22 protein-coding genes and 1 pseudogene are annotated in these 22,892 nt (G+C 57.5%); 9 read left to right on the top strand and 14 right to left on the bottom strand.

All coding sequences use genetic code 11. The annotated features are described in order from the left end of the window. Positions 1-246: 246 nt before the first annotated feature. On the bottom strand, positions 247-1,107 hold the full coding sequence (locus tag BLQ41_RS24110) for a sulfurtransferase (protein ID WP_090185384.1): 861 nt from the start codon (positions 1,105-1,107) through the stop codon (positions 247-249). A gap of 375 nt (positions 1,108-1,482) precedes the next feature. On the opposite strand from BLQ41_RS24110, the pseudogene BLQ41_RS24105 reads away from it, so the two are divergent. After that, positions 1,483-1,782, top strand: a pseudogene (locus BLQ41_RS24105) (DNA/RNA non-specific endonuclease); the annotation flags it as partial. Between the two features lie 63 nt (positions 1,783-1,845). Here BLQ41_RS24105 and BLQ41_RS24100 read toward each other — a convergent pair. Beyond that, the gene (locus BLQ41_RS24100) at positions 1,846-3,054 is read right to left on the bottom strand and encodes a cation:proton antiporter (RefSeq protein WP_090185382.1); all 1,209 of its coding nucleotides are present in this window, start codon (positions 3,052-3,054) and stop codon (positions 1,846-1,848) included. Between the two features lie 213 nt (positions 3,055-3,267). Then, positions 3,268-4,002, bottom strand: a complete 735-nt coding sequence (locus tag BLQ41_RS24095) for a FadR/GntR family transcriptional regulator (protein ID WP_090185380.1) — start codon at positions 4,000-4,002, stop codon at positions 3,268-3,270. A 262-nt stretch (positions 4,003-4,264) separates the two neighbouring features. Between BLQ41_RS24095 and BLQ41_RS24090 the strand changes: the two genes are divergently transcribed. Both BLQ41_RS24090 and BLQ41_RS24085 read left to right on the top strand, forming a co-directional pair. Then, a complete protein-coding gene (locus tag BLQ41_RS24090; RefSeq protein WP_090185378.1) occupies positions 4,265-5,371 on the top strand; it encodes a mandelate racemase/muconate lactonizing enzyme family protein in 1,107 nt (368 codons plus the stop codon). A 62-nt stretch (positions 5,372-5,433) separates the two neighbouring features. Then, positions 5,434-6,417, top strand: coding sequence for an AEC family transporter (locus BLQ41_RS24085; RefSeq protein ID WP_231997064.1), 984 nt, complete (start codon positions 5,434-5,436; stop codon positions 6,415-6,417). A gap of 126 nt (positions 6,418-6,543) precedes the next feature. On the opposite strand, the gene BLQ41_RS24080 is transcribed toward BLQ41_RS24085, so the two are convergent. After that, positions 6,544-6,954, bottom strand: a complete 411-nt coding sequence (locus BLQ41_RS24080) for a (R)-mandelonitrile lyase (RefSeq protein WP_090185372.1) — start codon at positions 6,952-6,954, stop codon at positions 6,544-6,546. Between the two features lie 88 nt (positions 6,955-7,042). Between BLQ41_RS24080 and BLQ41_RS24075 the strand changes: the two genes are divergently transcribed. From BLQ41_RS24075 to BLQ41_RS24065, 3 genes are all read left to right on the top strand, one after another. Further along, entirely contained in the window at positions 7,043-7,954 is a 912-nt protein-coding gene (locus tag BLQ41_RS24075; protein ID WP_090185369.1) for a LysR family transcriptional regulator, read from the top strand. Positions 7,955-8,059: 105 nt separating this feature from the next. Further along, positions 8,060-9,082 (top strand): LLM class oxidoreductase, encoded by a 1,023-nt coding sequence (locus tag BLQ41_RS24070; RefSeq protein ID WP_231997063.1) that lies wholly within the window; start codon positions 8,060-8,062, stop codon positions 9,080-9,082. A gap of 21 nt (positions 9,083-9,103) precedes the next feature. Further along, positions 9,104-10,195, top strand: coding sequence for an alkene reductase (locus tag BLQ41_RS24065; RefSeq protein ID WP_090185363.1), 1,092 nt, complete (start codon positions 9,104-9,106; stop codon positions 10,193-10,195). A 22-nt stretch (positions 10,196-10,217) separates the two neighbouring features. On the opposite strand, the gene BLQ41_RS24060 is transcribed toward BLQ41_RS24065, so the two are convergent. Then, the gene (locus BLQ41_RS24060; protein ID WP_090185359.1) at positions 10,218-10,712 is read right to left on the bottom strand and encodes a cupin domain-containing protein; all 495 of its coding nucleotides are present in this window, start codon (positions 10,710-10,712) and stop codon (positions 10,218-10,220) included. 469 nt (positions 10,713-11,181) lie between these two features. On the opposite strand from BLQ41_RS24060, the gene BLQ41_RS24055 reads away from it, so the two are divergent. Together BLQ41_RS24055 and BLQ41_RS30580 are read left to right on the top strand one after the other, a co-directional pair. After that, positions 11,182-11,580, top strand: a complete 399-nt coding sequence (locus BLQ41_RS24055; RefSeq protein ID WP_090185356.1) for a hypothetical protein — start codon at positions 11,182-11,184, stop codon at positions 11,578-11,580. 65 nt (positions 11,581-11,645) lie between these two features. After that, positions 11,646-12,041 carry a hypothetical protein gene (locus tag BLQ41_RS30580; protein WP_157695042.1) on the top strand — a complete coding sequence of 132 codons (396 nt, stop codon included), beginning with the start codon at positions 11,646-11,648 and terminating at the stop codon, positions 12,039-12,041. Between the two features lie 67 nt (positions 12,042-12,108). Here the strand turns inward: BLQ41_RS30580 and hutC are convergent, their stop codons facing one another. The 9 genes from hutC to hutH all read right to left on the bottom strand — a co-directional run bounded on the left by hutC (position 12,109) and on the right by hutH (position 21,436). Next, the gene (gene hutC, locus BLQ41_RS24050) at positions 12,109-12,846 is read right to left on the bottom strand and encodes a histidine utilization repressor (RefSeq protein WP_090185353.1); all 738 of its coding nucleotides are present in this window, start codon (positions 12,844-12,846) and stop codon (positions 12,109-12,111) included. After that, complete coding sequence (gene hisC / locus BLQ41_RS24045) at positions 12,846-13,982, bottom strand: histidinol-phosphate transaminase (RefSeq protein WP_090185351.1); 1,137 nt, start codon at positions 13,980-13,982, stop codon at positions 12,846-12,848. The genes hutC and hisC overlap by 1 nt, the downstream gene beginning before the upstream one ends. Beyond that, entirely contained in the window at positions 13,979-14,779 is an 801-nt protein-coding gene (locus tag BLQ41_RS24040; protein WP_167360547.1) for an amino acid ABC transporter ATP-binding protein, read from the bottom strand. Before BLQ41_RS24040 ends, hisC begins: the two co-directional genes overlap by 4 nt. A 104-nt stretch (positions 14,780-14,883) precedes the next feature. Beyond that, positions 14,884-15,555 (bottom strand): amino acid ABC transporter permease, encoded by a 672-nt coding sequence (locus BLQ41_RS24035; RefSeq protein ID WP_090185346.1) that lies wholly within the window; start codon positions 15,553-15,555, stop codon positions 14,884-14,886. Then, complete coding sequence (locus tag BLQ41_RS24030) at positions 15,552-16,211, bottom strand: amino acid ABC transporter permease (RefSeq protein WP_090185343.1); 660 nt, start codon at positions 16,209-16,211, stop codon at positions 15,552-15,554. The genes BLQ41_RS24035 and BLQ41_RS24030 overlap by 4 nt, the downstream gene beginning before the upstream one ends. A gap of 75 nt (positions 16,212-16,286) precedes the next feature. Then, entirely contained in the window at positions 16,287-17,123 is an 837-nt protein-coding gene (locus BLQ41_RS24025) for a transporter substrate-binding domain-containing protein (protein WP_090185339.1), read from the bottom strand. 128 nt (positions 17,124-17,251) lie between these two features. Further along, positions 17,252-18,628, bottom strand: coding sequence for an FAD-binding oxidoreductase (locus BLQ41_RS24020; protein ID WP_090185335.1), 1,377 nt, complete (start codon positions 18,626-18,628; stop codon positions 17,252-17,254). 4 nt (positions 18,629-18,632) lie between these two features. Continuing rightward, positions 18,633-19,829 carry an alpha-hydroxy acid oxidase gene (locus BLQ41_RS24015; RefSeq protein WP_090185333.1) on the bottom strand — a complete coding sequence of 399 codons (1,197 nt, stop codon included), beginning with the start codon at positions 19,827-19,829 and terminating at the stop codon, positions 18,633-18,635. Between the two features lie 77 nt (positions 19,830-19,906). Then, positions 19,907-21,436 carry a histidine ammonia-lyase gene (hutH, locus tag BLQ41_RS24010; RefSeq protein WP_090185330.1) on the bottom strand — a complete coding sequence of 510 codons (1,530 nt, stop codon included), beginning with the start codon at positions 21,434-21,436 and terminating at the stop codon, positions 19,907-19,909. A gap of 406 nt (positions 21,437-21,842) precedes the next feature. On the opposite strand from hutH, the gene BLQ41_RS24005 reads away from it, so the two are divergent. Next, complete coding sequence (locus BLQ41_RS24005) at positions 21,843-22,805, top strand: isopenicillin N synthase family dioxygenase (protein WP_090185326.1); 963 nt, start codon at positions 21,843-21,845, stop codon at positions 22,803-22,805. Positions 22,806-22,892: the final 87 nt, after the last annotated feature.

Below are 22,892 nucleotides of genomic sequence, written 5' to 3'. Positions count from 1 at the left end.
TTTGAATAATTAGGTTAGCCGTAACGTAGGCGTATCTTCTGACTTCTTTTTTGCCGTGACGTGTTGACGCAAACGCCGAATTAATCACGTGCTGACACAAGACTGACCCACCTCCAAATCTACACAAATTCAGCAAAGGTAATGGTTCGCGAGGAACAGGCTAAATCAGAGACATCTCGGCAACCGGGTCAATTCTGCGTCGGCGTCAACAGGCATTTTTGGAGGTCCCGCTGGCAGCAAGTATTTCTAATAGGGAAGGCCTTCCTCAATGGGTAACGTCAAGTCTCGGGACCATTCGTTCCAGGACCCGAGGTAAAGGCGAACGTTCCTGATTCCGGCTTCTTCCAATGCCACAAAAGTATTGGAAGCACGTGCGCCTTTGAAGCAAAACACGACCACAGGTGTATCGGGGCCGATTCCGACCGTAGCGCACTCCGCGAGAATCTCGCTGGGTGACTTGAACATCGGTCCCTGAGAGGTCGGCTTCATCATCCGGTACCACTCCAGCCAGACGGAGCCAGGTATGCGGCCCTTGCGCGGGCAGAAATCTTTTCCATAGGGCGATGAGCTTTCGCCGATCCATTCATCAACGTCCCGTACGTCGAGTTTCACTATGTTGGGGGTGGCAACTATCCGCTTCATTTCGTCGAGGTTGACGAAGAGGCTGCGTTCTCCATTGGCAGAAGGAAAAGTGGCAGGGGCAGGCGTGGAAGCTTCACTGGTACTGGGAAGTCCTGCGTTGCGCCAGGCGCTGTAGCCGCCATGCAGAATCTTGATCTTGTCGCGAGGGTAGCCGAGATAGCGGAGTAGCACATAACCCCTGCAGGACTGCCCAAAGCCAGTGGTCATGGACTGCTCATATACGAGCGCCACCTCCCTGCCAGACAAGCCTGCCTTCGCGAACGCCTGGGCGAATACATTGTGCAATGCGGTCAGGCCCTCGGGCGTGGTGGTGGCCAAGTAGGTGAATATCTCATGGATATTTACCGCGCCCGGCAGGTGGGCCTCGGCGTAACTCGCCGCATCTCGGGTGTCGATGAGCACGACGGGCTCACGCTTGAACATTTCGTCCAGTTCGGAGGGCGAAACGAGAACTCTCTTGTGCATGAGGAGCCTCCCATTGCAGAGATAGGCGATCCCAGCCTTGAATGAAAAAGTTAATTAACCCCCCGTACGCGCTTTCTCTGGAAAGCACTACTTGAACATTTTCAATGTAATGAAGGCGGTAAAGTGCTCATTGATTTAAATCAACTCTTTGAGTGGAACCAGTGGCTTGGCCATTTTCAAACGTAGCGTTCTGTTGAGGTACCGTGGGGGACTCATGTTTACGGTGGCCGCGCGTCGCGCGATCTGTTCTGGATCTAAGAAACACTCTGCACTGACAAGAATCTGAAGAATTCTTATGAGTATACATATTAGTTGAGATACTCCTCTAAACTATTGAATATTAATACTTAGTATGTGTATCGGGGTAAAGTGGCCTGGAGCAAGGTCGAATCCGATGTCAGGAAGTTTGCCAAGCGCGCCGATGGCGATGTTTTTGTGTTTACCGGGCCGCTCTTTGACTCGGGTCACACCACCATTGGCGACAACAAGGTCTGGGTGCCGACCCGTCTGTTCAAGCTGGTTTACGACGTATCGTCCAAGCGCGCCTGGGCTTATGTATTACCCAACGCAGAAACTCGAATCGAGCGACCGATGGACTATGACGCTTTCGTAAAAAGTACGGGGCTCAAGTTGCTGGGTAATTTACCGGTCACAGGTTCCGTGGGTCGTAGTTGATGCCTTCCGCTTGAGGGCGGCATCCTGAAAGCATGAAAAAAAGGGGATGGATTTATAGTTTTCTTAAACTATATCCGTCCCTTTTTTCGTCTTGTCAGCCAGTCGTGCAACCCACGGATTGGCACTTAAACCATGCAGCAGCACGCTGAGTAAAACGGTACAGGCAGCGGTCGCAATCAGCGTACGACTGGCGTTCAGTGGGTAGTCCAGGATTATCACGGCGAAGACGATGCTGGCCAGTCCTCGCGGTCCGAACCAGCCGATGAACAGACGGGTTTCGCCGTCGAAGCGGGTTCCCGTCAGGCTGATTAATACAGGCAGGATGCGGATTGCGGTCAAGCTGAGCACCGCGTAAATCCACATGTTCAGGGTGATACTTTCCCAGGCCCAGGGGATCACCAGTGCGCCAAATACGATCCAGGTAATGACCGATAACAAGCTGGCGATTTCTTCGCCGGCCTCGAGCAGATGGTGCTTTTGCTCGGTAAACAAATAGCCCGCAAGCAACCCCCCGACGAAGGAAGCGATAAAGCCGCTGCCGCCCAGGGCTTGCGCTGTGGCGAAGCATAGAATCGCCAGCCCGGGCAGGGTCAATTGTGACCACAAGGGTGCTTGCCAGCGGTGTTTTGCGGAGTAACGCTGCAACAGCCAGGCGATGAGAGTCATGGTGATACCCACCAATGCGCCGATGCCCAGTTCTTCAATAAACAGCTCCGATGCCAGCGAGAGAGGAGACCGCGTTTGCTCTTCCACCAGCAGTGCCAGGAACATCAACAGTACCGGAACACAGATACCATCATTGAGCCCGCTCTCCACGTTCAAACCTTCACGCACCGGCGCTGGAACCTTGGGGTTGCTTACAACCGCATTGCCCAGCGCTGCGTCAGTGGGCGCCAGGAGGGTTGCCAGGATGGCCAGTTCCAATAAAGGAACTTGTGGAAACAACCAGATACCCGCCAGCCAACCACTCAGGATGGTCAGTGGAAGACCGATCAATAACAAACGCAGTGGCAATCCTTCGTGTGCCCGTAACACCTTGAGGTCGGCTTTAGCCGCATCGCTGAACAAAACAATCGCCAGGGTCAGTTCAGCCAGGATTTTCAGGCCTTCCTTGCCAATCCGAAGTTGCAGAACGCCCAGCACCGCCGGGCCCAGAATCAATCCCGCCAGCATGAACATCAGCGGACCATTAAGCAGGCGTGACTCGAATCTCCCGGCAAATATGCTGTAGGCCAGGAGGAAGGCGGCAAGCAAGGCTAAGTTCTGATACATGGACGACCTACCTTTTCAGGTCAGGGTAAGTTGCTCAGATACTTTGGTTTGAACGTGTTCCCAAGCTTCCTATCGCATAAGGGTAGCTGGCCTGGTTGAGGCCGCAGCGAGCAGTTGACGATTTTGTCAGCCAACTCGCCATGCTCGCATGGCCGAAGGAACAACTTGCCCGTCTTGTAGAACAACGAGACAAGAGCGTTGCTGCACCCTCTGTCAGAAAAAGTTGATCTCGTAGCCGAATCGTGAGGCTGCGTTGACGATATGTTCTCCCATGATCTGGCGTGCCGCCGCCGCATTGCGATCGATGAACGCTTGTACGAGCTGTTCATGTTCTCCGCGAGCCGCATGCGGAATGTTGCTGAACACCGGGCCTCGCCGCGCGAAGGTCATCGTGATCAGCGCGCGCATCGGTTCGAGCACCGTGCGAATCATCGTCTCCAGATAATCGTTGCCCGACGCGGCTGCCACGGCCCGGTGAAAATCGAGGTCGGCATTGACGGTTTCCAGGGTCGGCTCGCCTTCGTATTGCATGCGCAGGACCGCGGCTTGAATGATTTTCAGCTTGGCGGGGGTCATGTGCGAAGCGGTGAGGGCGGCGGCCTGGCTTTCCAGGACGGCCCGCACTTCAAACATGTTTCGGATGGTGTTGTCGCCGTCCAGCATCGGCGCACTCGCGCGCGGAGCCAAAGGCTCCGACGATTGCGGGGGTTCGGAGACGAAGACACCTACACCCTGGCGTGACTGAATCAGCCCCTGCGCCCGCAGCGTGGCGATGCCTTCACGCACCACGTTGCGGCTGACGCCGAAGTTCTGCGAGAGAAACTGTTCGGTGGGCAAGCGGTCACCCGGTCGCAGCCGTCCGGAAGCGATCTCGTCGCTCAGCGAGCGGGCGATGTGCTCGGCCAGATGAGGTCGTCGGGTTACGGGTTGCACATTCATTTCACTCATTCTTTTTCATCCCCTCACTTGTCTGCTTAATCTACATCAGAAGACTTGTTCCTGACAGTTAAAACTGAATTTCGTTAAGCGCATAAAATATAAAAACCAATAAAAACAATGACATGGTAGGAATTTAGATCGAGATCTATCGAAATCACTCAGTTGTTCAGTTGAAGGACAACAGAACGTCATGTACGTTGTCCTCAACCTGACACGGGCGAATTCCAAAAATCGCTGTGCCAGCTTCGCAACCCGCTTGAGGCGCAGTCTTATGAAAATTGCCAGCATTGAAACCATTCCGCTTCGTATTCCCTTCACCACCGGTGGCCGATCGGCCGGCGGGGTCTGGGGGCCGAAAGACCTGCAAATGGTCGATTCTCTCGTGGTCAAGATCACCACCGACGACGGTATCGTTGGCTGGGGCGAAACCTTCGGCTTCACTGCGATCCCGGCGGTCAAAGTGGTGATCGACACGATCCTTGCGCCTGAACTGATCGGCAGCGATGTCACCCGACGGGAAAAGTTACAGGGCGATCTGCAGAAGAAATTTCACGTTTTCGGTCGCAGCGGCGCGTTTATCTATGGTCTCTCGGCGATAGACATTGCGCTGTGGGATATCGCCGGCAAAGCCGCCGAAAAACCGATCTACCAGTTGCTGGGTGGCAGTGAGGCGACGTCTCTTGCGGCGTATGCAAGCCTGATCCGTTATGCCGACCCCGAACTCATCCGCGTCAATGTGCAGCGCGCGGTTAACAGCGGTTTCCGTCACCTCAAGCTGCACGAGGTGGACATCGACGTCATCCGCGCGGCGTGTGAGGCCGCCGGTCCTGGCGTGGAAATCACCCTCGACGTCAACGCTCCATGGACGGTGCGCGAAGCGCTGGACATGACCGAGAAACTTCGCCCGTTGAACCTGCGCTGGATCGAAGAACCGGTGTGGCCACCGGAAGACTATTCGGGGCTGGCAAGGGTGCGCGCGCACGGCGGAATTCCGGTGGCAGCTGGCGAGAATGCCTCGACGCTCATGGACTTCCAGCATCTGCTTGAGGCCGGCGCTGTGGATTTCGTCCAGCCGAGCCCCGCCAAAATGGGCGGCATCACCGAATTGCAAAAAGTCTATGCGCTGGCCAACGCCCATGGCGTCACCGTGATGGTCCACGCCTTTTATGACGGTCCCGGCCTGCTGGCGGCGGTGCATGGAAGTGCGGCCCTGGGCGGCGCCAAGTCACTGGTCGAATGGCGTTACTTCGATCTCGAAGCGCAACTCTATGGCGACGCCATCATTCCGCGTAACGGCCGCATCGACGTACCGCAAGGACCGGGGCTCGGCATCGAGCCGGACCCGGACGTGATTCGGGACTACCGCTTCAAACCTTGACCCCAAAAGCCGCTTGTTCATTGCAGTGTTGATCGAAGCCGAGGTGTCGGCCTCGATCAGTCATGACGACATTCTTGATAAAAACAAATACGAGGATTGATGACATGTTAGACAGGATCGTAGGACCGATTTTACCCGTCGCCTTTGTGATCGCGCTGGGCTACATCGCCGGCAAGCGTGGACGACTTACCCATTCGGACAGCCTGCTGATCAGTCGGCTGGTGCTTGGCTGGATATTCCCGGCGTTGCTATTCGTCGGGATGGCGAGCACGCCCCGTGAGCAGCTCTTCGACTTCAAGTTCATCGTGGCGACTTTCATCGGCATCATGGGCATGTACACGATGGCGCTGGCGATCGGCTGGTTCAGCTCCCGCAATCTCAAGGTGGCAACGCTCAAGGGTTTCGTGAACGGTTATCCAGACGCTGCCTTCATGGGCATCCCGATCCTGGGCGCAATGTTCGGCGCGGGCAGCATTTACTCGGTGCTGGTGCTGAACCTGGTCGCGAGCCTGGTAATGATTCCGCTGACGACCATGTTGCTCACCATCGCCGATGGAAAGGCCAGTGGCGGCCAGGCGTTCGTGTCCAGCCTTTCAGGGGCGGTACGCCGTCCGCTGATGTGGGCGCCGGCGTTGGGGATTCTGCTTTCCGTGCTGCAGGTCAAGTTGCCGCCGCTTGCTGCCGAGTCCCTCACTCTTCTCGGCAAGGCGACGCCTGGCGTATCCCTGCTGTGCCTGGGCCTGATTATGTCGTCGGAAAAACTGAAAATGTCCGGTGAGGTCTGGGGCAACCTTGGGCTCAAGCTGTTCATTCACCCTGTGCTGATGTTCGGCGCGACGGTCCTGCTGGGCACTCGTGGCCTGTACGCACAGCAGATGATCCTGCTTTGCGCACTTCCATCGGCGACGATCCCGGCGATGTTCGCGAACCAGACCGGCGCCTATCAAAGTGAAGCCGCGACCTCCATTCTGGTCAGCACTGTGCTGTCGATCGTGACGTTTTCTGTGGCGATCTATTTTATTGACGGAGGCCTTGCCGCCGCTTGATTGCGGGGTGCCGCAAAACGTAGGAATGGAGTGGCGTGGAATGAGGCACCTGTGCCGAAATACCACGCCGCGCTTTTCCCCTGAATCCATTGAGTTTCAACTGGCAGGTTCACTCAACAGGTCAAATCATTCGCCAGTCGGGCCGACGTTATATTCCTCGTCAGTGACTTTTTCCATCCAGACGACACTCACACCGTCCAGCGCTTCCTGGACCCCAATATGGGTCATGGCGGTGGTGGCGCTCGCGCCGTGCCAGTGTTTGTGACCCGGTGGGCACCAGATGACATCGCCGGCACGAATTTCTACGATTGGTTCGCCTTCACACTGCGTCCAACCGCAGCCTGCGGTGACAATCAGCGTCTGACCCAGCGGATGAGTGTGCCAGGCGCTACGAGCACCGGGTTCAAAGGTGACGCTGACGATGGACGCTCGGGCCGGTTCAGGAGGGGTGTTGATTGGGTCCATGCGGACGGTGCCGGTGAAGTACGCTTCAGGGGCTTTTATCGATGGCTGCGAGCCTGCGCGCTTGAGGATCATGGTCCAGTCCTGTTGATGAATGAAAAGGAAACGCAGGGGGCTTTATGCTCCGCATACACTCTCTGAATGTTCTGGAGTAAAGCTACCCATGGAAGCCAACCGATTTGGTGACATCGCCGCATTTGTCTGTGCCGTGAAGGCTGGAAGCTTCACCGCTGCGGCGGCCTCGCTCGGCCTGACCCGATCGGCAGTGGGGAAAAGTATAGTTCGCCTGGAAAGCCGGATGGGCGCACGACTGCTCAATCGCACGACGCGCAAACTGAGTCTGACTGACGAGGGGCAGGTGGCCTATGAGCGCTGGCGGCAGATTCTCGAAGATCTGGATGAAGTGGAAGCGACCATGGCCTTGCGCCGTGGAAGACCAACCGGGACCTTTAAACTCACTGCGCCCTTGTCCTTTGGTCAGCGCCACATTCTGCCGATTCTGGGCGCTTATCTGAAACAGTGGCCTGAACTGCGGGCGGATGTCTGGTTTACCGATCGCTTTGTTGATCTGATCGAAGAGGGCATCGACATCGCCGTTCGAATCGGTACGCCCAACGATGACTCACAATTATTCACCCGTACCGTGGCTTGGCAGCAGTTTGCGACGTGTGCCTCGCCTGCCTATCTGGCCCAGCGCGGAGTGCCGCAAACGCCCGCTGATCTTGCCGGGCATGACACCATCGCTCTATTCAATGGCGAGCAGCCGACCGTCTGGCGTTACCAGACACCTGCCGGCCTTCATCTATACGAACAGCCAGGGCGACTGAACATCGACAGTTCCGAAGCCACGCGAGAAGCAGCGCTGACAGGCATCGGCCTGATTCACCTGCCGACCTACATTACCGGCAACGACCTGCGCGACGGCACGTTGGTGGAAGTGCTGAAACCCTATCGCGCACCTCCCGACCCCATCCGAATCGTCTACACCAGCAAGCGTCACCTGTCCCCCCGCGTTCGCCAGTTCATTGATCTGTTGATTGAGCGTTGGGAGGCGGGAGTGCCTTGGGAAAGGTAACGCTATTGGGGAATCAGCGGACCGTGTCAGGGTCGTGAACTGCTGTTTATCCAGCCTGAGGATTCAATAAATATGTCAGTCATCGTCACTCACGGGACTGCCATCATGACTACCGCCACACACTTCTCGTCACCCGCTCAACCAGCCACTTTGCCGACCGCCCATCCTTCGCTTGAGCGTCATCCCGGGTTTCAACGCTTGTTTAAACCGGAGGCGCTGACGATTGGCCTGATTTTGCCCCTCGAAACCCACCCGGGCCGACCGGCTCCGACCATGCGTGATCACGTAGAGATGGCGCAACGCGCCGAAGCGCTTGGCGTTGGTGCGTTATGGATGCGCGACATACCTTTCTACGACCCGGAGTATGGCGATGTGGCGCAGATCTTTGAGCCACTGGTCTACATCGGCTACCTGGCCGCCGCCACTCGCAGCATCGTCCTGGGCACCACGGGTATTGTGCTGCCGACCCGTGATCCGATGTACCTGGCCAAGCAAGCGACGTCCCTCGATCAACTCAGTGAAGGTCGCCTGGTGTTGGGCCTTTCCTCGGGCGATCGATACAGCGATTACCCGATGCTGGGCATCGATTATGAATCCCGTGGCGATCGCTACCGTGATGCTTTTTCGGTGTTTCGAACCCTGATCGAGCAGAGTTTTCCCCGTTTCCGTTCCGAGCGATTCGGTGGCTCGCCGGGCAACCTCGATCTGGTGCCGAAAGCGCCGTATGGCCGCGTTCCCTCAATTGCTGTCGGCCAGGCGCAACAGAGCATTGAATGGTTGGCTCAGCACCTCGATGGCTATCTTGCCGGCGTCCAAAGCCCAGAGCGGTTGGCATCGTTGGGCGAGAGTTGGCACGCCACCGTGCAGGAGGCAGAGAACCGCAACGCCTTCAAACCGTTGGGCCTGGGTGGTTATCTGGACCTCAGCACCAACCCGGATCAGCCGTTCCAACGCATCCAGGGCGGCTTCCGGGCGGGGCGCAACGGCCTGCGCAATTACCTGGAGCAAGCGCAATCTGCCGGCGTCTCGCATATCGCGCTCAACCCCAAGGTCAGCCGTCAACCCTATGGCGAAATCCTCGATGAACTTGGCGAGTACGTGCTGCCGTACTTCCCGTCACATTCCTGAGATCACGCGGAGGAATCACTCATGTCATCACTTTTCGAATCCTATGACCTCGCGGGTCAGCCGCTGCCGAATCGCATCGTTATGGCGCCGATGACCCGCGCTCGCGTCGAGGGCACCGTGCCGTCTGAAGACATGGCTACCTACTACGCCCAGCGCGCCGGAGCTGGCTTGATCATCAGTGAAAGCGCTCAGGTTTCTCCACAGGGACGTGGCTACCTGTACACCCCGGGCATCCACAGCGCAGCGCAAATTCAAGGCTGGAAGCGCGTGACTGATGCAGTTCATCAAGCGGGAGGACGCATGTTCCTTCAGCTCTGGCATGTGGGCCGCGTCTCGCATTCTTCCGTGTTGGAGGGACGCTCACCTGTCGCGCCGGTGGCCATGCCCGCCGCTCAAACGTTGGTGCACGCCTACGACAGCGACGGCAAGCCTGCCCAAGTGCCAGTGAGTGCGCCCGTTGCCCTGGATGCCGAGGGTATTCGGCAGGTCATTGCAGACTTTCGCCTTGCCTCGGCCAATGCCATGTTGGCAGGTTTTGATGGCGTTGAAATTCATGCTGGCAACGGCTATCTGTTTGAACAATTCATCAACGGCGGCTTCAACACCCGTGAAGACCGTTACGGTGGTGCACCGATTGCGAATCGCCTGCGATTGCTGCTGGAGACGGTCGATGCGGTGAGTGCGCAGATCGGCAGTTCGAAGGTGGGGGTGCGCGTGTCGCCTTTTGCCCACCTGGCGGATCTGCATCCGTTTGATGGCGAAGAAGCCACTTGGCTCGCCCTGGCCGGCGCACTGTCGCAACGCCAGATTGCCTACCTGCACGCCAGCCATTTAGGCACGCCGGACTTTCAAAAAGATTTCCGTGCAGCGTACGACGGCACCTTGATGGTGTCGGGCGGATTCACCCGTGAAACAGCACAGCAGGCCATCGAAGAAGGATTAAGCGACCTGGTGGTTTTTGGCCGGCCGTTTATAGCCAATCCCGACCTGGTTAATCGCTTGCGCCATGGCTGGCCACTGGCCGAAGCGGGAAGGGAGGCTTACTACGGCGGGGGAGCGCACGGCTACATCGACTATCCCGCGTACTCGTCGCCAGTCGCAGAGTGCGCATAGCGGACTTCGCCGTGCAGGTTCTTCATTTTGACGAATTACGAGGGTCGTCATGACTATCAATATACTCAAGCCCCAAAGGGCCTGTTCCATACACCTGAGAGATGTACTCCCCCGACTTGGCCCAATGAAAATGCGGCGTATTGGCCGGGAGCACTACAACACTGCCAGGGCCGTAAGCAATCAACTTGTCCGGATCAAAGACAGACCCGAAACCAATATAAAACACACCCGACATTACGGTGTAGATACGGTCTTCAGGATGGGTATGGGGCATTAATTTAATGCCGTCAGGCACTTTGACCCGCACAACGTACGGGCCTGGCTTACTAGGGTCGCCGACCACCACCGCCAGCTTCACTTCTTTCGGGAACGCTGGAAAGCTACGCCACTCCACGTCTTCATTATGCAAAGCCCCGGGTTTGCCGAGCGGCAAGGGTTGCGCTTGAACGAACGGCATTGCTGCGCACGCGACAAGAAGGGTGGTCAGGCAAGCGGTTTTCATAATGCTCTGAATCATGAGAGACACCTTGGCTACGTCATCTGTAAATCGGCATCGACACCGGGTTCTCTATAAACACGTGAGGCGAGTCGCCGCTGAAGAGACAAAAATCCTGCCCAATTTATCGGTAGGGCATTGCTGTGATAACGCCGCGGATGCGCATTTCAGTTGATACGTAATGTAATCAATGGCTGATGTCCTGCCCCTCATTGAAACACCACCGTCATTCAGCGTTCGACCGGCTGCCTCGAACAAGACAGATGGACCCTTGATCTATCGGTTGACGGTGAGGTGACCTCCCAATAACTGTAGCAAGCGAACTGGAAAAGAATAAACCAACCCTCTAATTCCTATCGCCTAAACTTTGTCTCACGAATGATTCATCTTCGATGGTTTTGCGCTATTAACTTTATCGTGAATAAATATATTTGCAGGTTGTTGAGTGGCTACCATAAAAGCATTGGATCCGTAGACCAAGGTGAAGGTTATGAATAAGGTAATTATTTATTCACTAGTCGTGCTGTTCATGACGGGCTGCTCTTCTTCTGGTCATCAAACTGCGGCTGATGCTCACGCCGCTGCGCCGGCAAACGCGAAACAACTAAGTGGGAGCGAGATTAACTCGACGGTGATAGGTCGCAAACATTCCAGTGTGACGTCTACCGGCTATCCCTTTACTGAAACGTTGAACCCTGACGGGACTGCAGTAATTCAGATTTCCAGCGACCCTGAGCAGGCCGGTCATTGGGTGATTATGGAGGATGTTATCTGTGTGACCTATCAGAAATATGGCAAGGAGTGCAATAAAGTACTCACTGATGGGGTTGCAATCTGGTTTGTCGATAGCGTGAATAACAAAACCAATAACAAGTTTAAAGTCAAATAAAGGCTGTGACTGTTGTCTTTTGATTGATAAGTTTTATCGGGGTTTGCGGACAGTGGAGGTGCGGTATGAATATTGAACGTTGGAGTTGCCTGTTCCTGGTACTTGCCTTATCCGGGTGTGCTACGTCTGGTGGAAATACAGTGAAGCCGGTTTCTCCTTCAGCGGTGGCGCTTGATGATGAGCAAGTCCGCAGCACCTTGGTTGGGAACAAACTCAATAATATCGGCCCTTCAGGCCTACCCTATACGTTAAGTTTTAATGCCGATGGGACAGAAATATTCACACTGTCAGGCAAACCACCCGAGACGGAATACTGGACCGTCAAGGATGGGGTAATTTGTTTCACCTCGCCCAAAATCCCCAAAGAATGTTATCGACTAAAAAAAGACAAGGATGATTACTGGCTGGTACATCCACAGACAGGAGCAGTCCACTACCACTACACACTGACTCCACAGTGATCGTGGCTTGCTCGCGAAAGCATCGTGGCGGTGGTTCGTCCGCAGTCACATACCTTCATCCCGTTTTTTAGCTGTCTCTGTGTGCGCCATTCACCGGCAGTCGACTGCCCAGGCGATAGCGTGAGGAGGGATGAATCAGGCGCACATAGGTGACAATTTTGCTCTGGCTCCAGGTCCGGCGCATGAGGACCAGGCAAGGTTCATTGGCGTCGATTTGCATGTGTTTGCTTTCATCGCTGCTGGGGTGGCTGGCTTCGACGATATGTTCCATTTCATCGGGCCTGATGACCTGCAGCAGGTATCTGGCCGGTTGCAGGTGCTCGCCAAAGTCTTGCTGCAAAAAATCCGGCACCAGCTCGGGATTGACGTAACGATCCTCGAGTTGCACCGGTACGCCTTCTTCGCAATGCACGCAGACCAGATGAAAAACCGACGAGCCGGTGGTCAGCGCCAGGGCGGCGGCCACCGGCATTGAGGCCGCTTCGCGTCCCAGGTGCAGGACTTTGCACGTGTAGCTGTGACCTCGGGCGAGGATTTCGTCAGCGATGTTGGTGATTCTCAGCAGGTTCGATTGCGGTTTGCTTTCAGCGACGAAGGTGCCTACACCTGAAATCCGCACCAAATGTCCTTCTTCGGTCAGCTCGCGCAATGCCCGGTTGACGGTCATGCGCGACATGCCCAGTTCTTGCACCAAACGGTTCTCTGACGGGATCAGGTCGCCCGGTTTCCAAACGCCCGCGCGAAGCTGGCCTTGCACAAAATCCTTCGCGCGCTGATAGAGCGCTTGCGGTGCATTTTTAATCATTAGTCGGTCCGTGTTTCTTGTGCGGCAAGGACTGTTGCCAGTGCTTGGAGGAAAAGGTCGTTATCCTCACAGCTTCCGATGGATACCCGCAAGTGCTGAGCATATCCAGCTTCGCGCCAAGGCTTGATGATGACCCCCTCGCGCAGCAGTGCCTGGTTGATGACTTCGGCAGGGTAGGGCGTGTGGAAGTACAGAAAGTTTGCCATGGATGGAGCTGTCGCGACGCCTTGTTCGTGCAATGCGGCCGCCACCCTGCGGCGTTCGCTGGCGACATGGGAAAGACAGCTGTGCAGGTATTCATCGTCGGCCAGCGCAGCAACCGCCGCAGCTTGGGCCACGCGGTTAACATTGAAGGGCGTGCGCAGACGGTTGATCAGATCGGCGAGTAGCGGATCGCTGACGATTCCGTAGCCGACTCGCAAGCCCGCCAGGGAATAGGCCTTGGAGAAAGTCCGCAGCAGTATGAACGGTTTGCCACTGGCCTGAATCATGCCCAGGCAATCTGGATAGTCGGCCTCCCATTGGGCGTATTCGTAATAGGCCTCATCGAACACCAACAAACACTGTGCGGGCAATGCGTCGAGCAACTGCTGCAACTCATCGGCGCTCAGGGTGCAGCCCACCGGATTGGACGGGCAGGAAAACATCAGCAACCGCGTGCGGGGCGTGAGCGCGGCGACCATGCCCGCCACGTCGAAAGTGCCTTCGTCGGTCATCGGCACGCCCACTACCCGGGCACCGGCGGCCATTGGGTAGATAAAATGCAGCCCAAAGGACGGCACCACGGTGACGACTTCATCGTCATGGTCCAGGAACACGCGACTGATGACGCTCAGCAAATCTTCCGAGCCATTGCCGAATACCAATTGATCTTCCGGCACATCGAGTTTTTTCGAGAGTGCGGCGCGTAATGCCTGGCAACCGGCGTCGGGATACAGCGCAATCTCGCTGCAGGCCTGGGCCATCGCGGGGGTGACCGCGCGTGCCGGTCCCATCGGGTTTTCATTGCTGCCCAGTTTGGCTACACGGGTCAGGCCAAAGCGCTTGCGCACCGCATCCGAGCCGAGGCCGGCGTTGTAGCTGGCCAGGTCGCGCACTTCGGCGCGGGCCAGCAGATTCAGGTCGTTGGAGTTCATACCGGGCTAACCTCTTTGGTGTCCTGCCAGAAAGCGTTGCGATCCAGGTAGTTCTGTAGGAATTGCTGCAGACGTGGCTGTTCGGCGTTGTGAAATATTTCGTGAGGGGTGCCCTGAGCGACCACTTGGCCCTGATCGAGAAACACCACCGAGTCGGCGACCTGAGCGGCGAACCCCATCTCATGCGTGACCACCACCATGGTCATGCCCTCCTTGGCGAGGGTTTTCATGACCTGCAGCACTTCGCCAACCAGTTCCGGGTCGAGGGCCGAGGTGGGTTCATCAAACAGCATGATGTGCGGCTCCATGGCCAATGCCCGGGCAATCGCCACGCGCTGTTGCTGACCACCGGACAACTGCGCCGGATAAGCCGCGGCCTTATGGGCCAAGCCGACTTTATCCAGCATTGCCATGGCGCGTTGCCGGGCGTCATCGGCGGATAACTTGCGCACACGCAGCAAGGCTTCACTGACATTGCCAAGGGCGGTCATGTGCGGCCACAGGTTGAATTGCTGGAAGACCATGCCAACGTTGCGCCGCACCAGATTGATTTGCGACTGGGCCGCGCGCTTGCGGCCCTTGCCGTTCTCCGGCACCCAGCCAAGCAGCTGGCCTTCGATGTAAATTTCGCCCTCGTCGTACTCCTCAAGAAACGCCATGCTGCGCAGCAGGGTACTTTTGCCTGAGCCGGAAGGACCGATCAGGCACACCACTTCAGAGTGCCGGACCTGCAAATCGATACCCTTGAGTACCCGCAGGTTGCCGAAGCTCTTGCCGACGTTGTGCAGTTTCAGCATCGGCGCGCTGTTGTCGGAGAGTGTCTTGGAAGTCTTCATCGCTTCACCTGATTCGTTCAATACGGATGAGTGTGGCGCAGCTGTCGGCGTCGAATGGAAGTTGCTCATCGCGGCTGCTTCTGCATGAATCGCCCGACGCGCACTTCCAGCAGCATGCCCAGCCGTGAGCAGGCTTCCACCAGGAGCAGGTAGCCGATGCACAGCACCAGCAGGGTCTCGACAAAGGCGAAGGTTTCCGAGCCGATGCCGGTGAGGACCATGGTCAATTCGGGGATGGTGATGATCGACAACACCGCCGTTTCCTTGCACAGGATGGTGATCAGATTGACCAGTGCCGGGAGGATGATCACCAGCATTTGTGGAATCTGGATGCGCGTAATGCATTGCAGGCGGGTGATGCCCAGGCAGTCGGCCGCTTCCAGTTGCCCGCGGGCAACGGATTGAAAGCCGGAGCGGAAAATTTCAGCGAAATAGACGCTGCCATAAATGCCCAGGCCAAGAATGCCGGCCGGAATGGGGTCCAGGTTCAAACCGAAAGACGGGCCGCCGTAATACACCAGGAACAGCTGGACCAGAAACGGTGTACTTCGAATCATCTCGATGAACGCCCGCAACGGCGCGCGCACCAGGCTGTTGCCGAACAGTTGGGCAACCGCGATCAACATGCCCAGTATCAGGCCCAGCGCGACACCGGCAGACCAGGTGCCGAGGGTGATCATGAAGCCTTGTCCGATTTCGCCGAGATGGTCGGTGATGATCGTGGGGTCAAAGATCATGCGTAGCGCTCCTTCAGATGACGCTCCAGCAGGCCGCCGAAGAACGCCAGCGGAATGTTGATCAGGCAATAGAAGCCGGCCAGCATCAGGTAGTCCTGAACGAACATGTAGTCACTGGCAGCAATGTTCTGGGCGGTGCGCGTCAGGTCGGCCAAACCCACCACCGACACCAGTGACGAAGCCTTGATCAACAGGATCATTTCGTTGACCAGTGCCGGCAAGGTCAGGCGCACGGCTTGAGGGACGCGAATGCGCACCAGCATTTGCCCTGAGCTCAGGCCCAGCAGGCCGGCGGCTTCCAGCTGACCGCCAGGGATGGCGAGAAAACCACCGCGCATGATTTCAGCGATATACGCACCCGCCGCCAGAGACAGCCCGATCACCGCTGCCACCATGGGCGAAACGTTGGGCAGGCCGATACGCGGCAGGAAGTAATAAATGAACAGCAGTTGCACCAGCAGCGGAATGCCACGGAACACGAATATATAAGCGCCGCCCAAACGCCGGAGCAGCGGCAGGGGTGAAAGACGCAGACTGCCCACGATCACGCCGATGACAAAGCCGATGGCCAGTGCGGCGACGGAAATTTCGAGGGTCACCAGCAGACTGTCCAGCAGAAGGGGCAGGTTTTGCAGCAGTAAAGGCCAATCGAACATCGTCGTGCCTCCAGCATGGATAAATCACCGGCTCGGCTGAGCCGGCGATCCGTTCATAAACCCCGTGGTCCTTCTTTACCAGGTCGGCTCGAAGTCGGCTTTCGGCACGTCCATTTCGGTGCCCAGCCATTTCTTTTGCAGGGCGGCAAGGCGACCGTCTTCATGCATTTTCAGCATGGCGCTATCGAGGGCGGCGATCAGGCTGTTGGCGTCGTCATCCTTGCGTCCCAGGTAGGCGAAGTAGGATTTCTTGCCAAATGGAGGCATCACTACTTTGTACTTGTCTGGGTGCTGGGCCGCGACATAGGAGATGTTCGGCAGCGAGTTGGCGACGGCAACGATGCGCTTGGTCCCCAGCTCTGCGTAGGCCTGGTTGTTGTCGATGTATTCACGGACATCGACTTTTTTCGGCAGGGTGGCGGCGAAGGTTTTCAGCTCTTCGAGTTGCGCCGAGCCTTTACCTGCGCCCACAGCCTTGCCGGCAATGTCTTCAGGTTTGCTGATGGGGCTGTCCTTGGCGCTGACCATCAACGCTACGGTTGCCTCGGCTATCGGCATGACGAAGTGGTAACGCTCCTTGCGTGCCTTGGTAACGATGATAGGCCCTGCGACGACGTCGAATTTCTTCGCTTCCAACCCCGGCAACACACTTGGCCATGGCAGGTCCATGAATCTGACCTTGACGCCCAACTCTTTGCCCAACTGCTCGAACAGCTCGGCGTTCATGCCTTTCTGTTTGCCGTTCTCGGTGAAGTCGAAAGGCGCAAATTGCAGTTCGGTGCCCACCACCAGTTCTCCGGCCTTTTTGACATCGGCGAGCTGATCGGCCTGGGCTGCCATACAGGCGCCAGCCAGGGTCAAGGCGATGAACAGACCGTTGAATTTTTTACTGAACAGAGAATCGAGTTGCATGGTGTAACTCCTTCATCAGGTGCAGCGAGGCTTATGGTGTGTGTTGGTTCTGGTTATGCGTTGCGTATGAATCATTAGGGCTACAGCAGTTAACGTGCCATGGCGGTATATACAGCTTGAATCAGCACTCAATCGAGGATTTTTCCCGGGTTGAGAATGCCCTTGGGATCGAAGCAATCCTTGAGTTGCTGCATCGCCTGGCGAGCCTCGAGGCTGACCGAGTGATGGAGAAAGTCGCGCTTGAGCAAGCCGATGCCATGTTCGGCTGAGACCGAGCCGCCCAGTTCGCCGACAGCGCTGTAGACCAGCTCCTCGACCTCAAGGATGGGGGCGGGCTCGGGCAAGGAAGCGCAGTCCACAGTCAGGTGCAGATTGCTGTCACCGATATGGCCGAAATACACACTGTGGTTGCCCGGCCAGCGCTGCTCCAGACGCTGGCGACAGCGCTCGGCAAAGTCGCCGATCTGGCCGATGGGCAGGCTGATGTCGAAATTCAAAGGTTTCATGCGCAGGGGAAATTCGCCCGTCGCTTCACGGATCTTCCAGAGCGCCCGAGCCTGGGTCTGGGAGCTGGCCAAAACCGCATCGACCACTTCACCGGCGGCAAAGGCATCTTCCAGTGTCTGCTCAAGCAACTCCCGAGGGCTGGCGCATTCGAGCAGCACATACAACGGATGGTCGAGCGACAACGGCGCGGTCGGGTTTTCCAGCCAGGAAACCCCCAGGCGGAAAAAGTCCTGCCACATCAGCTCATACGCTTGCGGCGTACCGACGCTGCGCTGTACCCGGCGCAGCAGGCTGACCGCACTGGCGTAATCGGGCAGGGCGCAGAGCAGGGTGGTGGTTTCGCCAGGTTGAGGTGCCAGCTTCAATACCGCACGGGTAATCACCCCAAGAGTGCCTTCGCTGCCGATGAAGCACTGTTTCAGGTCATAACCGCAGTTATTCTTGATCATCTTGTTGAGCAGATTCAGCACCCGGCCATCGGCCAGGACCACCTCCAGGCCGAGCACCAGATCTCGGGTCATGCCGTAGCGGATTACGGCGTTGCCGCCGGCATTGGTGGCGATGTTGCCACCGATCTGGCACGAACCACGGGCGCCGAGATCCAGGGGGAAGATGAATCCGGCATCGAGCGCTGCTTGCTGAATCTCTTGCAACGTAGTGCCGGCCCAGACGCTGATGGTCGCCGCCGCAGGATCGATTTCTTCGATGCCGCGCAGGCGTTCCAGGGACAGGGCAATGTCCGTTTCACGAGGCACTGCGCCACCGGCCAGCCCGGTCATTCCGCCTTGTGGGACCACCGGTTGTTGCGCGTTATTGCAGATGCGCAAAGCGCTCGCGACCTGCTCGGTGGTGCGTGGCAGCAACAGTGCGGCAGGGCAGGCCGGTGCATGGCCCGTCCAGTCGCTGTAGTGTCGTTGACTGATATCGGCGCCCGTCACTACCGCGCCATCACCCAGCGCCAGGCGCAATTGTTCGAGGGTCTGTTGCAAATCGTTCATCGGTTCAACTCACGGTGAAGGATGTGGAGGGCGTCGCGCACAGCTGGCGACGGTGGAGCTGGTTCAGGTCTGGTGTTCCGAGCAGCGACAGGGCCAGACGCAATTCTTGTGCGAGCAGGTCGAGCGCATGCCCGGCACCCGCCTGCCCGCCGACTGCCACTCCATACAAGGTAGCGCGCCCGAGCAAAACCGCATCGGCACCGAGGGCGCAGGCTTTGAGAATGTCGGTGCCACGGCGGATGCCGCTGTCGAGCAGCAGCGTGAGCTTGCCTTTGGCGACGGCGGCGATCGCCGGGAGGCAATCGATGCTCGCCGGGACGCCGTCCAGTTGTCGGCCGCCGTGGTTGCTGACCACCACGCCATCAAGACCCAGCGCGATGGCTTTCTCGGCATCCATCGGGTGCAGCACCCCTTTGAGCAACAACCGTTGTGGCCAGCGGTCGCGCAAGCGGGCGAGGGCATCCCAATCCAGGCCGGTGTCCATTTGCGAACCTATGAAATGGGCGGCACCTTCGATAGTGCGTTGCGCGGAGGGTAGATAGCGTTCGATGTTGCCCAGGTTTGGCAGGCCATGAGGCCACAGTGTCTGGGCCATCCACCGTGGATGATTGAGCACGTCGATCTTGTTGCGCAGGCTCAGTTGCCGAGGCCGGACAAAGTTGCGTTTGTCCCACTCCCGGTTACCCAGCAGCACCGCGTCGCTGGTCAGTAACAAGGTCTTGCAGCCCACGGAGGCTGCGCGCAGGAGCAAGTCTTCCTGGACCTTTGGGTCACGCAGGCAGTAGAGCTGAAACCAGAGATTCACCTCTGGCACCGCCGCGACCACTTGCTCCAGAGAACTGGTGGAAACGGTACTCAGGGTAAAGGGCAGGCCGCGCTCGGTTGCAGCGCGGGCCAAGTGAATATCGGCATCGCGATAAAGCATGGCGTTATAGCCGGTGGGGCCGATCGCCATGGGCAGCGGCAGCTCTCGACCGAACAGCGAACGCTGGGATTGCGTTACGGAGCAGGGCACCAGGGTCTGCGGCAGTAGGGCAATATCCGCGAAGCCTTGACGGTTGCGGCGCAAGGTCAATTCTTCTTCGGCACCACCCTCCAGGTATTCCCAAGCGAAATGCGGCAAGCGTCGGCGGGCCATCACTGCCAATTCGGCAATGCTGTGTGCTCGACGATAGTCCGGACCTGAATAATAGCGGCGCATGGCATATACCATCGGCTACGCAAGAGTAGGTGTTCGCCGCAGTAGGGCGGCGAACGGGTTCGGCTCAGGTGTACAAATCAGGCATACAGGCGTTCCGCTGGCAACCAGCGAGTGAACGCCGCGTTCTCGACCCAGGCTCGCGCAGCGGCGATATCCGGGGCGAAATATCGATCTTCATCGTAGTGAGCCACTTCACGGCGAATCATCGTCAGCACTTCGCTGAGCTTTTGCGACGTCTGCAGTGGGGCATGCAAGTCCACGCCTTGAGCTGCGCCCAGCAATTCGATGGCAACCACCGCACTGCTGTTGCCGGCCATGTCCAGCAAACGACGTGCCGCAAAGGTCGCCATCGACACATGGTCTTCCTGGTTGGCTGAGGTCGGCAGGCTATCGACTGATGCCGGATGCGCCAGGGTCTTGTTCTCCGAAGCGAGGGCGGCAGCGGTGACCTGAGCGATCATGAAACCAGAGTTCAGGCCGCCTTCGCGCACCAGAAAAGCCGGTAGGCCCGACAATGCCGGATCAACCAGTTGTGCGATGCGCCGCTCGGAAAGGGCGCCAATCTCGGAGATGGCCAAGGCCAGAACATCGGCGGCCATGGCGACCGGTTCGGCGTGGAAGTTTCCTCCCGAGAGCACGTCGCCGTCGGCGCAGAACACCAGCGGGTTATCCGAGACGGCATTGGCCTCACGCAGAAAGACTCCGGCGGCAAAGCGCATGTGGTCCAGGCACGCGCCCATGACCTGAGGCTGGCAACGCAGTGAGTAAGGGTCCTGCACTCGGTCGCAGTTGCGATGGGATTCGCGAATTTCACTGGTAGCCAGCAATTCGCGGTAGAGCTGCGCCACGTCGATCTGCCCCGGTTGTCCGCGAACGGCCTGGATGCGTGGGTCAAACGGCACGTCCGAGCCTTTCAAGGCTTCAACGCTCAGGCTACCGGCGACGACCGCAGCGCTGAACAGCTTTTCGCAGGCGAACAGGCCACGCAAGGCCAGCGCCGTAGAGACCTGTGTGCCATTGATCAACGCCAGGCCTTCCTTCGGGCCCAACACCATCGGCTCGAGACCTGCAATCGCCAGACCCTCGACAGCCTCCATTTCACGGCCCTCATGACGTACCCGGCCAACGCCGATCAACACCGCGGACATATGCGCCAACGGTGCCAGGTCGCCCGAAGCGCCGACGGACCCTTGTGACGGTATGCACGGGTAAACCCTGGCCGCATAGAGCTTGCTCAGGGCCTGAATCACCTCCCAACGAATCCCGGAAAAACCACGGGCGAGGGAACCCACCTTGAGCGCCATGATGAGAGCGACACTGGCGTCATCCAGCAGCGGGCCGGTGCCGGTGCAATGTGAAAGCAGTAGGTTGCGCTGCAGTTTGGCCAGCGACTCGGTAGGGATTGAGGTCCGTGCCAGCAGGCCGAACCCGGTATTTATGCCGTACACCGTCCGCTCGTTGGCGATGATTTCGTCTACTGTACGAGTACTTGCATCGACGACGTCGCGTGCAGCCGGGTCCAGTTCGAAAGGACTTTGCAACTGGTAGATGGCGCGCAATTGATCGAGGGTGAGATGACCGGGTTTGAGCTGCAACGGTGCGTACATTGAGAGTGTCCTGATGGCAGGTGATGGGGAATAGAGACAGCTACATGTTCCTGTATATACAGGTAAGGCAAAATGCAGGCCAGCTTTCCGTATCGGCTCGCCAACGAGCATTCCAGACCCGCTCGTTCAGACGAAAAGAGAAATTTATCAGGACGGTTTTTCTAAAGGATGTAACCGAAGGTTGCACCAGTTGTGGGCGCTCTGCCCACTGCTGGGGCGAAGGGAAACGGGCTAGTAACAGGTTTGATCGGGCTCTTGCGTCGCAATATTCGCATTAGCTCGAGGCTTGCAGATAGGTAACTGGTGAGGCGGCACAGTAAATGCTATGTCCTGTATATACCGGCTTGTCATTCGCTGGCAAAGCCGTCACCTCGCCACCGCTGTATTTACTTTTGCAGGAGTGAACATGACCTCTATCACCAATCTGCCTCTGATCGATATGACCGGAGTTCGTGAGGGTAATCAGGCAAGCATTCGCAGGGCCGGTGATGCCATTCGAAAAGCCTGCAGCGAAATCGGTTTTTTCTACATTATCAATCACGGCGTACCGCAGCCGGTGATCGACAGAGCGATGGCGGCAGCTGCACAGTTCTTTGCCTATCCGACTGAGATCAAGCGCCAGGTGGCGGTGAACAAGCGGCATCGAGGCTGGCATGCGCTGGGTGGGGCGACCATGTATGAAGCCACCAAACCTGATCACAAGGAGTTCTTCAGTATCGGTCTGGAGCTGGCGGAGGATGATCCATGCGTTGTTGCTGGTGAGGCTTTGCGCGGGCCGAATCAGTGGCCGGAGTTCATGCCGGAGTTGCAAGACGCGCTGTCTGAATACTATTCAGAAATCGGTAAGGCCGGGGCGGATTTACTGAGGGCAGTAGCGGTAGGGTTGGGTATTGAAGAGGATTTCTTCACAGACAAATACACCAAGCCCCTGCAGCGTACGCAGATGGTCTATTACCCACCACAGCCTGCACAGGCTGAGGCTGACCAATTCGGCGTGGCGCCGCACACGGATTACGGTTGTATTACCTTGCTCTATCAAGATAACAGCGGCGGCCTACAGGTACGCGAGCTTGGCTCCAACCGGTGGATCGAAGCGACCCCTATTCCTGGCAGTCTGGTCGTTAACGTTGGAGACCTTTTGGCTCATTGGTCCAATGATCGCTTTCGTTCGACCCTGCACCGGGTGATTAACACTTCGGGTCACGAGCGCTATTCCATTGCCACGTTCTACGATCCAACTTATAGCGCTGTTGTTGATCCCTGCGATCTGGGAATCGATCCGGCGCTGAGTCTGTATCCTCCGGTAGCGGCGGGCGACTACATTCTCAAACGTATCGACGACTCAATGGCGTATCGCAAAAAGGGCTAACGTCAAATCGGCTATCTATCTTTCGAAGATTCAGCGATGGGCGCGGTGGCTAACCGTCGTCACAGAGGGGAAGTTTTGGGGGGTAAA

This window comes from Pseudomonas arsenicoxydans, from assembly GCF_900103875.1.
In the GTDB taxonomy this organism is placed as follows: Bacteria; Pseudomonadota; Gammaproteobacteria; order Pseudomonadales; family Pseudomonadaceae; genus Aquipseudomonas; species Aquipseudomonas arsenicoxydans.
Note: the sequence above shows the minus strand (reverse complement) of the source record. Positions and strands in the feature narration are given on the sequence as shown.